The organism is Marinobacterium rhizophilum DSM 18822, from assembly GCF_000378045.1.
Lineage (GTDB): Bacteria > Pseudomonadota > Gammaproteobacteria > Pseudomonadales > Balneatricaceae > Marinobacterium_A > Marinobacterium_A rhizophilum.
The window spans coordinates 92,109-106,951 of record NZ_KB899089.1 but is presented as its reverse complement, the minus strand read 5'-3'; the positions used below and the strand labels follow the sequence as shown (position 1 = coordinate 106,951).

Annotated in this window: 14 protein-coding genes and 1 pseudogene; 10 read left to right on the top strand and 5 right to left on the bottom strand. The window is 58.8% G+C overall.

Features of this window, described 5'->3' with window-relative positions:
• Window positions 1-93 precede the first annotated feature (93 nt).
• The 4 genes and pseudogenes from mntA to F451_RS24405 form a co-directional block, all read left to right on the top strand.
• A pseudogene (mntA, locus tag F451_RS24415) lies at window positions 94-336 on the top strand (type VII toxin-antitoxin system MntA family adenylyltransferase antitoxin); the annotation flags it as partial.
• Between the two features lie 18 nt (window positions 337-354).
• Window positions 355-663, top strand: a complete 309-nt coding sequence (locus tag F451_RS24410; protein ID WP_083928294.1) for an HI0074 family nucleotidyltransferase substrate-binding subunit — start codon at window positions 355-357, stop codon at window positions 661-663.
• Between the two features lie 448 nt (window positions 664-1,111).
• Window positions 1,112-2,158, top strand: coding sequence for a UDP-glucose 4-epimerase GalE (gene galE, locus F451_RS0100500; protein WP_020679381.1), 1,047 nt, complete (start codon window positions 1,112-1,114; stop codon window positions 2,156-2,158).
• 225 nt (window positions 2,159-2,383) lie between these two features.
• Window positions 2,384-2,839 (top strand): hypothetical protein, encoded by a 456-nt coding sequence (locus F451_RS24405; RefSeq protein ID WP_020679380.1) that lies wholly within the window; start codon window positions 2,384-2,386, stop codon window positions 2,837-2,839.
• Between the two features lie 550 nt (window positions 2,840-3,389).
• Here the strand turns inward: F451_RS24405 and F451_RS24400 are convergent.
• The 3 genes from F451_RS24400 to F451_RS0100475 all read right to left on the bottom strand — a co-directional run bounded on the left by F451_RS24400 (window position 3,390) and on the right by F451_RS0100475 (window position 8,718).
• Window positions 3,390-4,436, bottom strand: a complete 1,047-nt coding sequence (locus F451_RS24400) for a phytanoyl-CoA dioxygenase family protein (protein WP_020679378.1) — start codon at window positions 4,434-4,436, stop codon at window positions 3,390-3,392.
• 152 nt (window positions 4,437-4,588) lie between these two features.
• Window positions 4,589-6,505: a sensor histidine kinase gene (locus F451_RS0100480; protein WP_020679377.1), complete on the bottom strand. Its 1,917-nt coding sequence runs from the start codon at window positions 6,503-6,505 to the stop codon at window positions 4,589-4,591.
• Entirely contained in the window at window positions 6,502-8,718 is a 2,217-nt protein-coding gene (locus F451_RS0100475; protein ID WP_026291392.1) for a putative bifunctional diguanylate cyclase/phosphodiesterase, read from the bottom strand. Before F451_RS0100475 ends, F451_RS0100480 begins: the two co-directional genes overlap by 4 nt.
• Window positions 8,719-9,003: 285 nt before the next feature.
• Here F451_RS0100475 and F451_RS0100470 point away from each other — a divergent pair, with 285 nt between their 5' ends.
• The 5 genes from F451_RS0100470 (at window position 9,004) to F451_RS0100450 (ending at window position 13,342) form a co-directional block, all read left to right on the top strand.
• Complete coding sequence (locus F451_RS0100470; RefSeq protein WP_020679375.1) at window positions 9,004-9,354, top strand: metalloregulator ArsR/SmtB family transcription factor; 351 nt, start codon at window positions 9,004-9,006, stop codon at window positions 9,352-9,354.
• Between the two features lie 109 nt (window positions 9,355-9,463).
• Window positions 9,464-10,477, top strand: coding sequence for an ArsJ-associated glyceraldehyde-3-phosphate dehydrogenase (locus F451_RS0100465; RefSeq protein WP_020679374.1), 1,014 nt, complete (start codon window positions 9,464-9,466; stop codon window positions 10,475-10,477).
• Window positions 10,477-11,688 carry an organoarsenical effux MFS transporter ArsJ gene (gene arsJ / locus F451_RS0100460; protein ID WP_020679373.1) on the top strand — a complete coding sequence of 404 codons (1,212 nt, stop codon included), beginning with the start codon at window positions 10,477-10,479 and terminating at the stop codon, window positions 11,686-11,688. Before F451_RS0100465 ends, arsJ begins: the two co-directional genes overlap by 1 nt.
• A 131-nt stretch (window positions 11,689-11,819) precedes the next feature.
• Complete coding sequence (locus tag F451_RS0100455) at window positions 11,820-12,455, top strand: GNAT family N-acetyltransferase (RefSeq protein ID WP_020679372.1); 636 nt, start codon at window positions 11,820-11,822, stop codon at window positions 12,453-12,455.
• Window positions 12,452-13,342, top strand: a complete 891-nt coding sequence (locus F451_RS0100450; RefSeq protein ID WP_020679371.1) for a carbon-nitrogen hydrolase family protein — start codon at window positions 12,452-12,454, stop codon at window positions 13,340-13,342. The genes F451_RS0100455 and F451_RS0100450 overlap by 4 nt, the downstream gene beginning before the upstream one ends.
• Window positions 13,343-13,640: 298 nt before the next feature.
• On the opposite strand, the gene F451_RS0100445 is transcribed toward F451_RS0100450, so the two are convergent.
• Together F451_RS0100445 and F451_RS26495 are read right to left on the bottom strand one after the other, a co-directional pair.
• Window positions 13,641-13,970, bottom strand: a complete 330-nt coding sequence (locus F451_RS0100445; RefSeq protein WP_020679370.1) for a DOPA 4,5-dioxygenase family protein — start codon at window positions 13,968-13,970, stop codon at window positions 13,641-13,643.
• Window positions 13,971-14,007: 37 nt separating this feature from the next.
• Entirely contained in the window at window positions 14,008-14,412 is a 405-nt protein-coding gene (locus F451_RS26495; RefSeq protein ID WP_020679369.1) for a nucleoside-diphosphate sugar epimerase/dehydratase, read from the bottom strand.
• Between the two features lie 136 nt (window positions 14,413-14,548).
• Here F451_RS26495 and F451_RS0100435 point away from each other — a divergent pair, with 136 nt between their 5' ends.
• Window positions 14,549-14,788 (top strand): GlsB/YeaQ/YmgE family stress response membrane protein, encoded by a 240-nt coding sequence (locus F451_RS0100435; protein ID WP_020679368.1) that lies wholly within the window; start codon window positions 14,549-14,551, stop codon window positions 14,786-14,788.
• Window positions 14,789-14,843: the final 55 nt, after the last annotated feature.

Genomic DNA, 14,843 nt, shown 5'->3' with positions numbered 1-14,843 from the left:
GGTGGCGACTGTGGCTTTTGGTGATTTGATTTCCGGCATTCGCAGGCACTTCCTCGAAATTCGCCTGGGACTCATTTCCCGGAATTCGCTTCGCTCATTCCAGGCTACGGGCTGTACTTGTTTGGCTCCAGGGCGCGGGGCGACGCCCGTCGCACTTCTGACATTGATGTGGCGGTGTTGGCTCAGGCGCCGTTGGCGGCAGAGCTAATGGCGGATATCCGCGATGCGCTAGAAGAGAGCCTGGTGATCAATCATGTCGACTTGGTGGACTTGGCCGGGGTGCCCGATGAGTTTCGAGAGAAGGTGTTGCAGGAGGGTATTTTGTGGAACGATTAAAAGCTCGGTTGCAGCAGGCTGAACGGGGCACTAAGGACGCTGCAGGCCTTGGCCGGACTGGTTAATCCAACGGCTATCGAGCGTGATGCTGCCATTCAGCGCTTCGAATACAGTTTTGAGGCCATCTGGAAAACGGTAAAACGCTATCTGGATGTGGTGGAGGGTGTCGAAGTTGCATCGCCCAAAAGTGTGATTCGCGCTTCGATGGACAATGGTTTGCTAAATGATCGGCAAGTTAGAGCGGCCTTGTTGATGGCCGATGATCGAAATTTAACTTCACATACCTATAACGAAGCCCTGGCGGACGAAATTTTCTCCAGGATTTAGGGCCATACCGCGATTCTGGAGCTTTGGCTTGCAGCGGTTGCGGCGCGGGTTAAGTCGTAACGCATTGTTAGGATCTATCCGTCTTCGCTTGAAACTCAGTCCCCCCGGCATTCGCCGGCACGTCCTCGAAATTCGCCAGGGCTCATTTCCTGGAATTCGCTTCGCTCATTCCAGGCTACGGGCCGGTGTCACGCTGGCGCCGTTATCTGTCACTCGACCTCCATGGATTCCCACGTTCGGGGGAAAGGCGATGGAGCGAACCGTAGGTTGGCAATGAGCTTGCAAATTCCGACAACTGTCGCGCAGCGGTGGGGAGCAGATACGAGGCTAAAGGAGCAAGGTTAAAAAGCTGGCACCCTGGCTCGAATTTGCTCTTTTCACCTTTTACCTTTCGTTTTTCATCTTGCCCCATTAATTTACTTCGTTATGTAACACATAGGAATTGAACATGAAAATTTTGGTAACCGGCGGGGCCGGCTATATCGGTTCACACACGGCGGTTGAGCTACTGAATGCCGCGCACGATGTGGTGGTGCTGGATAACTACTGCAACAGCTCGGCAGTAGCGCTGGAGCGGGTGGCGAAGATCGTCGCCGATGAAACCGGGCGGCCAGCGCAGCTGACGGCTGTCGAGGGCGATATCCGCGATCGCGCGGCGCTGGACACGCTGTTCTCCGAGCATGACATCGACGGCGTGGTGCATTTTGCTGGCCTCAAGGCGGTGGGCGAAAGCGTGGCAAAGCCGTTGGAGTATTACGAGAACAATGTCGGCGGCTCTATCACCCTGTGCCAGGCGATGCAGGCGGCGGGGGTGTTCAATCTGGTATTCAGTTCGTCTGCCACGGTGTATGGCGAGCCACCTGAGATGCCGATTCGTGAAGACTTTCCCATCGGCGTGCCAACCAACCCCTATGGCCGCTCCAAACTGATGGTCGAGGAAGTGTTGCAGGATCTGGCCCGTTCGAATGAGCGCTGGTCCATTGCATTGCTGCGTTACTTCAATCCAGCGGGCGCACATGTAAGTGGTCTGATTGGTGAAGATCCGCAGGGCATTCCGAATAACCTGGTGCCCTATATTAGCCAGGTGGCGATTGGCGCGCGAAAGAGACTGTCGGTATTCGGTGGGGACTACCCGACGACCGACGGTACCGGGGTGCGTGACTACATCCATGTGGTGGATTTGGCAAAAGGTCACCTTTCGGCGCTGAACTGGATGCAGGGTAACAGCGGTGTGGGTATCTGGAATCTGGGTACGGGCCTGGGCTACTCGGTGCTTGATATGGTGCGAGGGCTGGAGAAAGCGAGTGCTCGTGAGGTGCCGTATGAAATTGTTGACCGCCGGCCGGGCGATATTGCCGAATGCTGGGCCGATGCGAGCAAGGCTGCAGCGGAGCTGGGCTGGAAGGCGGAGCTGGGCCTGGATCAGATGATGGCCGACACCTGGCGCTGGCAGTCGATGAACCCGGATGGGTATAAAAAGCAGGGGCAAGGTTAAAAGCAGGTAAAGGAGACGGGAGAGCGAAAACAGGTTAAAGCAACCGCTCTGGCCATGCCCCGGAATTCGTGAACACATCCCCGAAATTCGCCGGGGCTCGTTTCCCGGAATTCGTAAACTCATGTCCTCGGTGTTCGCAAGCTCACTCCCCGGAATTCGCTTCGCTCATTCTAGGCTACGGGTTTTACACCGCTCCTATAACCACGATTTTGACTAACACAACGAATGCTACAAGCTCTTTATAACCTGCGCCTGCCGGTGTTTCTGTGCTGTGTGGCGGGGCTGCTATACGGTATTTTCCGTGCAGCGCCGCCGCCGGATCTGTTTGATCAGTCCGACAAGGGAGGGCACCTGCTGGCCTTCGGAGCATTGGGCCTGAGCAGCCGGCTAGCGTTCCTGCGCCAGCCTGGCTTGGTACTCTGGCCAACGCTTGTGAGCCTCGCGCCGCTGCTGGAGTGGCTGCAGCACCAGTTGCGGCCGCTGCGCATTTACAGCCTTGAAGATGTCTGGCCAATCTGGCCGGTGTTGCGCTGGCGGTGGCGTTTTATCCCGGCACCCATGGCGATTATTACGACCGCCTGGGACGTATTTACGAATGGCAGCATGTGTTTGCACCTTTTGGGGACCCTGCTGCCCGTGCGTCCCGCGAAGCGGCACGGGGTGCTTATCGAATGGCGGTGATTGCCCGCCCTGACTGGCCCTACACCTGGGTGCAGCTGGCGTATGTAAAAACTGCGCCTGGGTGAATTTGACGCCGAGTTCGACACGGCCCTGGCGCGCGGTTTTGAGCTGGGTCCCTGGCGTCTTGATGCCAACCGCTGGCTGGCGGAGATAGGGCTACGGGCCTGGTCATCATTAAATGATGACCAGTGTGAACAGGCGCTGGAGTCGGTGCGCCGCACCGTGGCATTACAGTAATGCAGAGCTCCGTGTGCTCATTAAACTGGTGGATGGCACCGGCCGGCAGCAATTGCTGAGCGATGCTTTATCCGCCGAGCTGAAAACCCGCCGCAAGCTTTGCTTGTGATTGCGGGAGAAAGTCGTCCATAACGGCTGTCTTCGGACGCTAGCGGCCTGTCGGACTTGGTCGGTCGTAGCGAGGGAAAGTCCGTATTGAGGCAGTTTTTGGGCTCTTTTGAGGTGAATAGTGGTTCTATTTAACAAAAAAGAGTACACAAAATGACCAAAATCGGCTTTTTCGCAGTAGATCAGTGTTAAGTCCGACAGGCTGCTAGCGGCCAGCTGGTCGTATAATCGCTTCGGTGATGTGGTTGCGCCGTACGGCACGCCAGGGGTTGGATTTGCCGCCCAGGCGTTCCCGGCGGTCCAGGTACCACCAGAACAGCCGTACCTGGCGCCCGCGCAGAAAGGGCAAAGACCAGATGTCCAGCCCGACCCAGGGCAGGAAGGGGTTGCGGCGGGCGTAGGCCCAGATCTCGACCCGGGTGGAGGGTTCCAGGCTACGTCCGCGCGCATGGAAACCACAGGTGTCGCCGACGACCAGCGTATTGCCGGGTACGGCCAGTGCCTGGGCCTGGGGCAGGCCCAGGCCAGCCAGCTCGTGCGGCTGGATGCGCATGGATCCCCGGGCAGACAGGCTGTTCTCGCCTTTGCCCAGGGTAATGCTGTGCTGTTTTTCCCACTCTAGTCGGGCGGCGGTCGCTTTATGGGATCCGGGTACGTAGGTAAAGGGGCCGTGCTCGGGCGCTACCCTGTCCATGAACAGCCAGGCTTTCATGGAGGGGTGAAAGGCATCCATATGCAGGACGGTCTGCGGGTCGTCCGGGGCATCGCCAACCTGGGTCAGGATCACCTGGATGTAATACACAGGCTCCATGGCATAACTGCTGACATAGTGCATCAGGCCTTTCCAGCGCTGGCTGCGTAGCAGGCGTGCCAGTGTCGGCATTTGCTTCAGGGTGTCCGGGTCGAGCAGTACGCGTCGGGTTACAGCATTACCCTGGGTCATTTCCCGCATCTCACCGCTATAGCCGTAGACTTCCTGGCGCAGTGTCGCGAACTCGGTTTCGGGCAACAGGTCGTTTTTCAGGATAAAGCCATTGGCGGCAAACGCCTCGCGCTCCTGTGGCAGGACGGTACCGGCCATGCGCGCGCGGCGCCAGTCCGCCAGGTTACAGGCGATTTTCTTGCGCCAGACATGCAGGCCGCGCCGGTTCAGGGCTTCGCTGCCTAAAATCGGATTTGCTTTAAACGATTTGGCTGAGGTGGCAATTTCAGCCAGCCAGATGGGCAGCTTCAGCCATCGCAATGCGCGCATGCGGTTTTCCCGGGTATCAAAGCAGTCGTTAAACGGACAATTAAATCTGGCTGCACACTATCGCGCAATACCACTTAAGACAAGCCTTGCCGACCGGGCTGGTCGGCAGTCTTGCTGCGGGATTGATGCAGGTCACAGAGGCGAAGGCCTTTTCACCTCTCACCTTTCACCTTGATAGGTATATCGAGATGAAAGGTGGTGCCCGTCGTATCGGACTCTACACGAATGGTTCCCTCCAGTAGCTGGTAAACCCACTGGTGCACGAGGTGCAGCCCCAGGCCCGCGTGGCCCTCGTCGCGTCCTGACGTCACAAAGGGATCGAACAAGGCATCGCGCACCTGCGGGTCTATGCCCTTGCCATTGTCAACGACACTCAGGTGCAGCCGGTCACCGCTGGCCTTGGCAAGCACCTGGATCTGACCGGCCTGCCTGGGATCAAACGCATGGTTGAGCGCATTGTCGATCAGGTTTTGCAGCACCTGCGACAGGATGCCGGGGTAACCGGTCAGCTGCAGCGACTCGGGAATATCCATGACCAGACTGACCGGGGACTGTTTCAGGCGGTGGCCCAGGTAATTGCTCAGGTCGCGTGTGATCTCGGCCAATGCGAATCGGGTGATATCGCCATGACTGCGTTCCACCGCCATGCGCTTGAAACTTCGAATCAGGTCGGCTGCGCGGTGCAGGTTCTGACCGGCCAGTTGCAGCCCGCTTTCGGTGCGACCGAGGAAGGTTTCCAGCGCGGTTCTGGTCATGCCTGCGCTGAGACTTTGTTGCAGTTTTTTGAGCTGTACCTGCAGTGTGGAAACCGCCATCAGGGCGGCTCCGGTGGGAGTGTTCAGCTCATGGGCGATACCTGCGACCATTAATCCCAGGGATGATAACCGGCGTGACTCCACCAGTTCGTCCTGCATTGTAATCAATTGGTTATGGGACACTTCGAGATTCTGGTAGGCGTTGGTTAGCTGCTGCTGTTCCTGTTCCAGGGCCTCGGTAAGCCTTGCCCGTTCCCCATGGGCAAGGTGGAGACGATGCAGGACGAACAGTCCAAGAGCGAGTATGACAAGGCCCGTCAGGATCACGGCGCTCAGCAACTGGGTGCGGATGGCGGGGATGGTGCCCGGGTGGCTGGCAGCCAGTATGAGGGTATGGTCGGGCGTGTTCCTGCCGTTGTCATCCTGATCATAGTGAAGGCGTGCAAAGCTCCACAGCCGGTTGTCCTGTAACAGATTGTCACCGGTTTGAGCGTCGGCAAGCGCTTGCCACAGGGAAGGCATCAGGTGTTCAAGGTTCAGGTCGCGCCGGTTGAAATGCAAGCCCCATTCCAGCTCGCGGTTGGGGTGGAGCAGCCAGTACCCCTGCTCATCGACAAGTTCGAGCGTGATCTGGGTGTCGCTCAGCGTCCTGAGCTGCTGGAAAAGCTGTGCCAGGTTGATGTTGATAATCAGAACACCGCGCTGCAGTCCGTCGGTATCACCCGTGAGCAATGTGGCGCGCAGGCTGGGCTCGAGTGGTCGTACGATCTCGTTATGTTCCTGGTTTAGATCCAGCTTTGAAAGGTAAACCTGCCCTGGACCCAGGCGCAGGGCTTCCTGGAAATAGTAGCGCTGTGCCTTGTCCTGGAGTTGATCATCGCTAACCCGGTAAGGGCGCCCCTGGCTTATGTTGATGCGAACCTGCTCCAGGCCGCTGCGATCGAGCCAGCGTATCTGGGAAATGGCCGGCACGCCCTTGGCGAAGTGGAGAAAACTGGCGGCCAGGTTATTGAGGTCAGCTGGCCCGCCAGCGTCCAGTGCCTGCTGTACGGAGAGACTGTTTTTCAAGACTCGGGTCAGGTTGCGGATGTGCCCAAGTTCCCGGCTGAAAGTGGCGACAACCCGCTCGACGCGCACGTTTTGCCGCGCTTCCAGTGCACCGATCTGCTGAGCGAACAGGCCGGTATAGGCGAAGGCGCCTCCTGCTCCCAGCAGGATCAACAGTAGCAATAGCATTGCCACCAGGGAGGAGGTCAAGCGGCGATCACTGCGGGTTGCGATTCGTCCCTGGAGGGGCTTTGGCTGCACGGTCATTGTATATGCGTCCTTGCCCACTCAATGGCCTGAGGGAGCGGCATCGGGCGCGCGAAGAGAAACCCCTGTCCCATCTGGCAACCTCTGTTCATTAAGGCTGTGCGCTGTTGTTCAGTTTCAATACCCTCGGCGATGATGGTGAAGCCGAAGCATTCGCCCAGGCGCAAAATCATGTCCACCACCTGTTCGTCGGCCCGGGAATGACCGAGCCGGTCGACGAAGGACTTGTCGATTTTAAGGGTGGTGGCGGCCAGGTCCGTGATGTGGCTGAGCGAGGAATAGCCGATGCCGAAGTCGTCAATGCTGACGCCCATGCCCAGTGCGATTAGTTTGCGCAATGACGGCGAGATGCGGCTGTAGTCCTTGACGGCCTGGGTCTCGGTAATTTCGAGCTCCAGCTGGCTGGGGCTGATACCGGCGTCTTCAATCAGCTTCAACATGCGGTTGAAGAATTTGGGCTCCGTCAGATCCGATGAGGACACATTGAAGGCAATGGGCACCTCGATACCGGCCGCCTTGAGTTCATGCAGTGCGCGGCAGGTCTGCAGCAGAACAAGCTGATCCAGCTTGCCAATCAGGCCCGAGGTTTCAGCCAGCGGAATAAACTGGCTGGGCGGAATCTGCTGCCCGTCAGGGAGTGTCCAGCGGGCCAGTGCCTCAAACCCCAGCAGTTTTTTGTCGGACAAGCGCACCTTGGGCTGCAGCTCCACGTAAAACTGCTCCCGGGACAGGGCGCTGCGCAGTTCACTCAGCAGGGCATAACGGCTGGCGATATCTTCCTCGAAGCCGGGGTTGTAGGCCAGATAGCCCAACTTCTGCTTGTGCGCCGTTTCGACGGTGCTTTCTGCCAGGCGCAGAATCTGCTCTGGCTTGCGGTTGGGCTGCAGGCGCAGCGCAACCACGGTAACTGTCGCGGCGATGCGGTGTTCGGCATCTGCAATGATTAATGGCTGACTCAGAAACTGGGCAAAAAACGCCTGATCGAGACTTTGGGCAGAGGAGGTCAGCAGTGCGAAGGCATCGTGGTCAATACGGGCGATAACGATATCCGGCGACAGCGCAGAAACCAGCTGACGATACAGGCAGTAGAGCAACTCATTGCAAAAGGGCTCGCCAAAGGCGATGCCGATGTCGGTGAAGTCGTCGATCTCCAGCACGATCAGTTCGGCTTGCTGGCGGTCGGTTTGCGACATGTTGTCGAGCTCGCGCATTAGCCAGTTACGGTTGGGTATGCAAAGCAGCGGATCGCTGTAGGCCAGTTCGGTCAGCCGGTTATACAGTGCGACATTGGTAAAGCCGGTGCTGATGTTTTCGCTGAAGACCTGCAGCAGGTTCACTTCGCCGCTGAGCAGCGGGCGCCGGGTCTCGATCAGAATCAGGTATTCCCGTTTGTCGATCTCGGTGCTGTTGAAATAAAACAGCGAATAGCCATCCAAAAAGCAATGTTCGCGGCGGGTGGCGGCCTGATGAAACGCCTGTCGCAGCTCGCTGGATTCAATGGACTTCACGGTATGGCCAACGAGGTTTGTGAATTCTTCGGTGGCGGCCAGAATGGTGGCGTCGTCAGCCTCGCATTGCGCCTGCAGCAGGGTACAGAGGATCCCCCCTTTCTCGATGCCAAGGATGTGGCCGATTTCCAACAGCACGGTATGGGTAAAGCTGGCGATATCCCGTTTCGAACTAATGGCCTGGCTAGCATCGATCACCATCTGCAGGCCCTGGCGGGCGCGGGTCAGCTGGGTCAGGTGGTCCCAGGTGCGGATATTGCTGGTAATGATGGTCAGCAGGTGGTCATTGGTGAGTTCGGACTTGCACCAGTAATCGTCGATATCGTAGCGGTGCATGATATCTTGGCGCGGTGCCATGCCGGGCTGGCCGGTCAGCAGGATGATGCGTACTTCGGCGTTGCCGATGACGTCCCGGATTGTTCTGACCAGCCGCAAGCCGGCTTCATCGTCTTCCATGACCACATCCAGCAGAATGACGCTGATATCGGGGTTGTGGGCGATGATCTGAGCTGCGTCAAATGCAGAGCGGGCACACAGCAACTCGGTGCCGCGTCCGAGTACCTCCAGTGAATCCAGCGCGAAAATCAGCGAGGCCTGGTAACCGGCATCGTCTTCGACACTGAGGATCTTCCAGCACTGCTGCGCAGGCTCAATGCTTGTCTCGGCTTCAGGCTTGAAGTCGAACAAAGGTCCATCTAGTGACATCTCTGTACTCCCTTACAGCGCTTTCCCTAAGGTCGCCTGCGTGATTGTCGATGCCGGCGAGCGGATGCCTCCTGAACTCTTTAAGAGTTTCTCGGCTAAGTATAGATACCGCGCTGGAAAGCACGCGATCTAACTTTTTACTCAGTGCTGCGGGTGTCATATAGCCGGCATCGAAGAGCGGTACCGTTAATATATGAAAATCCATATATGTGAATTATCATATGTTTTTTGAGCGCAGATCGCATCACGCGTCTGCCAGTGAACATGAATGCGATAGAGACGCTTATGACCGCTATGCTGACGCCAACCGGAGTCTTCAAGTGCCTGGCCGATGAAACCCGGGCACGCATTGTGCTGTTGATTCAGCGCGAACAGGAGCTTTGCGTCTGCGAACTGATCCGTGCACTGGACGAAAGCCAACCGAAAATCTCGCGCCATCTGGCGCAGCTGCGAAAGTGCGGTCTGTTGCAGGATCGTCGTCAGGGACAGTGGATTTACTACCGCATCCATCCGGACCTGGATGACTGGGTGGTTCAAATACTGTCCACGACACTGGCGGCTAACCTGCACTGGCTGGAGCCCAGCCAGCAGCGCCTGACTGCGATGGGCGATCGCCCGGCCCGCTGTTGTGCATGAACGGTAAAAGACGAATGACAGTTTTTGGATCGCGGTTGTCACCATTGCGTGGTGGTTAGTGAGGTCCACTGTACTCATTCCAACGGAACAGCTTATAAGGAAGCTAATCATGACCATCAAGATAGGTATTAACGGCTTTGGCCGCATGGGGCGGCTGGCACTGCGGGCGGCCTGGGGCTGGCCGGAAGTCGAGTTCGTGCAGATTAACGATCCGGCGGGGGATGCCGCGACTCTGGCCCATCTGCTGAGCTTCGATTCGATTCATGGCCGCTGGCAACATGAGGCGGGCAGCGATGGCGATACCATCACCATCGGGGACCAGCGCATTGTCACCAGCTGCAACAGCGCCATTGGCGACACTGACTGGTCAGGCTGCGATCTGGTGATCGAGGCGTCGGGCAAGATGAAAACCCGGGCATTGCTGCAGGCCTATCTGGACCAGGGCGTGAAACGGGTGCTGGTGACGGCGCCGGTAAAGGAACCCGGGGTGCTGAACATGGTGATGGGCGTTAACCATGATCTCTACGATCCTGCGCAACACCGTATCGTGACGGCAGCATCCTGCACCACCAACTGCCTGGCGCCGGTCGTGAAGGTTATCCATGCGGCGCTGGGTATCCGCCATGGCTCCATGACCACCATCCATGACCTGACCAACACCCAGACCATCCTCGATGCGCCGCACAAGGATCTGCGCCGTGCCCGTGCCTGCGGCACCAGCCTGATACCGACTACCACCGGATCCGCCACGGCAATCACTGAGATTTTCCCCGAGCTCAAAGGGCGCCTGAACGGCCATGCCATTCGCGTGCCGCTGGCCAATGCATCCATTACCGACTGCGTGTTCGAGGTCGAACGGGCGACCACGCCTGAGGAAGTCAACGGCTTGCTAAAAAAGGCGGCAGAACAGGAACTTAACGGCATCCTGGGGTATGAGGAGCGACCGCTGGTATCGGTGGATTACAAGACCGATCCGCGCTCCAGCATCATCGATGCGCTCTCGACACTGGTTATCAATGGCACCCAGGTGAAACTCTATGCCTGGTACGACAATGAGTGGGGCTACGCCAACCGTGTGGCGGAGCTGGCACGCATGGTCGGCTTGCGGGACCAGATCGCCTGATGTGGCTGGCACAGCTTTCGAGCGGTGTGCGCCAGTACCTGCTGGTCACCGGTAACTACTGGGCCTTCACCCTTACCGACGGCGCGTTGCGCATGCTGGTGGTGCTGCACTTCCATGCACTGGGTTACAGCCCGCTGCAGATCGCCTTGCTGTTCCTGTTTTACGAGCTGTTCGGCGTGGTGACCAATCTGGTGGGGGGCTGGCTGGGCGCGCGCCTGGGCCTGAATCGCACCATGAACCTGGGGCTGGCGCTGCAGGTGGTGGCGCTGGCCATGTTGCTGCTGCCGGCACCGAGCCTGACGGTGGCCTGGGTGATGGCGGCCCAAGCGTTGTCGGGAATCGCCAAGGATCTCAACAAGATGAGCGCCAAAAGCGCCATCAAGCTGCTGGTGCCGGGCGAGGCCCAGGGGTCACTCTATCGCTGGGTGGCGCTGCTGACGGGGTCCAAGAACGCACTCAAGGGCGTAGGGTTCTTTCTGGGTGGCGCCCTGCTCAGTGCATTGGGATTCCGGCTGGCGATCGGCGCTATGGCACTGTTGCTGGCGCTGGTCTGGCTGAGCAGTGTGCTGTTGCTGAAAAAGGACCTGGGCAAGGCGCGGGCCAAGCCCAAGTTTCGTGATCTGTTCTCCAAAAGCCCGGCGATCAACCGGCTGTCGGCGGCCAGACTGTTTCTGTTCGGCGCCCGGGATGTCTGGTTTGTGGTCGCGCTGCCCGTGTTTCTGGCGACAGCGCTGGGCTGGGATCACTGGTCGGTCGGCAGCTTTCTGGCGCTGTGGATTATCGGCTACGGGGTGGTGCAGTCCGCTGCACCCTGGCTGACCGGCAGCAAATCCGGGCGTGTGCCGGACGGGCGTAGCGCTTTTGTCTGGGCACTGGCGCTGTCGGCGCTGCCGGCGGCCATTGCGCTGGGGCTGGATACCGGTTTTGATACCCAAACCGTGCTGTTGGGCGGCCTGATGCTGTTCGGTGTGCTCTTTGCGATCAATTCATCGCTGCACAGCTACCTGATCGTCCGTTATGCCAGTGCCGATGGTGTTTCGCTGGATGTGGGCTTTTACTACATGGCCAATGCCATGGGGCGGCTGATCGGCACCCTGCTGTCGGGCTGGCTGTATCAGAGCGCCGGCCTTGAGGCTTGTCTCTGGGTATCGAGCCTGTTCGTCGCCATTGCAGCCCTGCTGTCCATCAGCTTGCCGCGCCGGGACGGCTGATACGTTCTCAAGTCGATATGGCCTGTTGAAGAGTCCGGCGACGTCGCTTCAGGGGTTGGGTGTCGCTCTTGGTCAGAGTGCCACCGCGGCCCTGTGCTATGGTGATTTTCTTTTTGAAAAGGAGTGTATTGGTGACAACGCAGAACGATGCCATGCAAAGCACATCGGCGCAGGCCGGGCCTGTCCAGGTCAGGGTGATCAGCGGCGCGGCGATCGAGCCCCATGTGGCGGATCTGGCGCGCCTGCGTATCGAAGTATTTCGCGCCTTTCCATATCTCTATGATGGCGACCTGGACTACGAGCGCGACTATATCCGCCGCTACTCAGCCTCGCCGCGCAGTCTGTTTGTCCTGGCCCTGGATGGCGAGCGCGTGGTTGGAGTGGCGACCGGTGTGCCGCTGGCGGATGAGGCCGAGGTGTTTCGACGTCCCTTTATAGACGCGGGGCAGGACATCGAGGACATTTTCTATTTTGGTGAGTCGGTACTGTTGCCCGAATACCGGGGGCAGGGGCTGGGCGTGCGTTTCTTTGCCGAGCGCGAGCAGTATGCCAGGGCACTTGGAATGCACCGTTGCGCCTTCTGTGCGGTGGAACGTGACGAGGATCATCCCCGCCGTCCGGCTGACTATGTACCGCTGAACGCCTTTTGGCACAAGCGTGGCTATCGTCATGCAGCGCAGTTACGCACGCAACTGGGCTGGAAGGATATTGGCGAAGAGAGCGAGTCGGTCAAGTCGTTGTCGTTCTGGCTGAGGGATCTGGCATGAGCCGGGTAACGCTTGCGGCCTGTCAGTACGCCATCGAACTGCTGACAGACTGGGACAGCTACGAGCGTCATCTGCGCGCGCTGGTGGCGGAGGCGGCTGAGCAGGGCGCATCCCTGGTGCTCCTGCCTGAATATGCCGGCATGGCCCTCAGCGGGCAGTTACCTGAGGCCGTGCGCAGTGACCTGCAGGCCTCCATTGCCGAGCTGCAGCCGCTGATTCCCCGCTGGCTGGCGCTTTGCGAGTCGCTGGCGCGGGAACATGAAATCTGGTTCTGTCCGGGCTCGGTGGCGGTGCTGGATGAGGATGGTATCTATCGCAACCGCTGCTGGCTGTTTGGCCCCGATGGCGTCATCGGGCAGCAGGACAAGCTGATGATGACCCGTTTCGAGCGCGAGCAATGGCTTATCGGGCCTGGCTCCGGTTTGCAGGTGTTCGATACACCCTTTGCGCGAATTGGCATTCTGATCTGCTATGACTCAGAGTTTCCGCTGCTGGGGCGTCGCCTGACGGAGGCCGGCGTTGATCTGATCCTGGTGCCCAGCTGCACCGATACCCGCGCAGGCTTTCACCGCGTGCGCATTGGCTGCCAGGCGCGCGCACTGGAGGGGCAGGTTGCGGTGTTGCAGGCACCGACGGCGGGACTGGCGCCCTGGTCTCCGGCGCTGGATATCAATACGGGCCGGGCGGCACTCTATCTGCCGCCGGACTACGGCCTGCCTGATGATGGTGTACAAGCGCAGAGCGCGTCCGAGCTGGCGGAACAATCCCGCTGGCTGCTGTGTGAGCTGGATTTCGCCGCCCTGCACGATGTGCGCCTGCGGGGCCAGGTGTTCACGCGGCGCGACTGGTCCGAACAGTTTGATGGGCACGCCGAACTGTTAAGCTAGCAGCCTGTCGGACTTAACACTGATCTACTCGGCTCGGGCATCCTGCTTCGCCCTATCTCCTGCATCCATGCAGTCGTGCGGAAAAGCCACCTCTCTTATGCGAAGAGTGGCCATTTTTGGTACTCTTTATTGTTAAATAGAACCACTATTTGCCTCAAAAGAGTTCAAAAAACTGCCTCATTCAATTGTCGGGAATGATTGAACGTGCAAACCCCGAAGGGGTGAAGCACATGGATGTGCTGAACAAATCGGTCTTTCCCTCGCTACGAACGGCCAAGCCCGACAGGCTGCCAGGTCCTTACTGAAAAATACTCAGATCCAGCGGCAGCATCTCGCCCATCCAGATGGCGTGGTCGGTGTGATCCTTGAGATCATCGTCGGTTACCAGATGACTGAAGACGGTGAGGCCGTTACGGTGCTGGGCCAGCCAGGCGAGGGTGCGGCCAAAGTTTTCGATCCTGTCGGACAGCTGGCAGCTCCAGCGCGGGTGCGGGCCCACCAGTTTGCAGTGCACGCGACCCACCTGCAGCCCCAGCGTTGTGCCGGCCTGCTGGCACAGTTCGGTTGCCTGTTGCAGCGTCTGGGCATCGAAATAAACATGGGCGTGGAAGGCTTTGGCCGGGGTCATGGGTTTCCTCTGGGGCTTGAACGGTTGAAGATATTGGTCAGCCATCGCTTGCCAGCATCTCGCGTATTGTCGTGTCTGGGTCTGGCGGTACCTGTGCTGGCAGCGTCAGCAGCGTGACCTTCTGATACTGGAGCTCGCTCAACAGTGTAGCGTCGATGGCTGGTTGTGCGCAGCCGTTTACCTGAACCACGGCACAGGCCTGGTGCTTTTGCAGCAGCGCCATCAGTTCGCCCGGGTAATGCACCGGCGCACCGCCGATGCGGGTGCGGTGGTTCCAGGGTTCATCGTCGATAAAGGCGCAAATCTCAAAGGCGTTACCCGCGCCCAGGGCGCTGTGCCACTGGTGGCAACCATAATCGATGCCAAGCATGATCAGGTGGCGAGGTCTTGCTGGACGCAGTCGTGCCAGAAGGCGCTGCCAGCGAGAAGGTGCCGGGCTCATTCGACTATCCTCGCGGGTGCGGGATTATCGTGCGCTGCTGTGCTTGAGGTGCGGTGCATGCCCTGCTGTATCCTCTGCTGTGGATAAGTTTGCTGTGTATACTGTGCCCTTGTCTGATTTTACAGGGAGTACGCACATGGGCATTCTGATTTTTTTGCTGATTGGCGCGATTGCTGGTTGGCTGGCCGGCACCATCATCAAGGGCCGCGGATTTGGGGTGGTGGGAAATATCGTGGTGGGTATTGTCGGCGCGGTGGTCGGCGGTCTGTTGTTTGATTTTCTGGGTGTGCGCAGCGGTGGCTTTATTGGTTCGATCATTACGGCCACCCTGGGCGCGGTGATTCTGCTCTACGGTGCCCGTTTGCTGAAAAAGTGAATGGCCATCTCAGCGCCCGGAAGCAGGAGGAGGCTGCCGGTTGAAAAGGGGAACA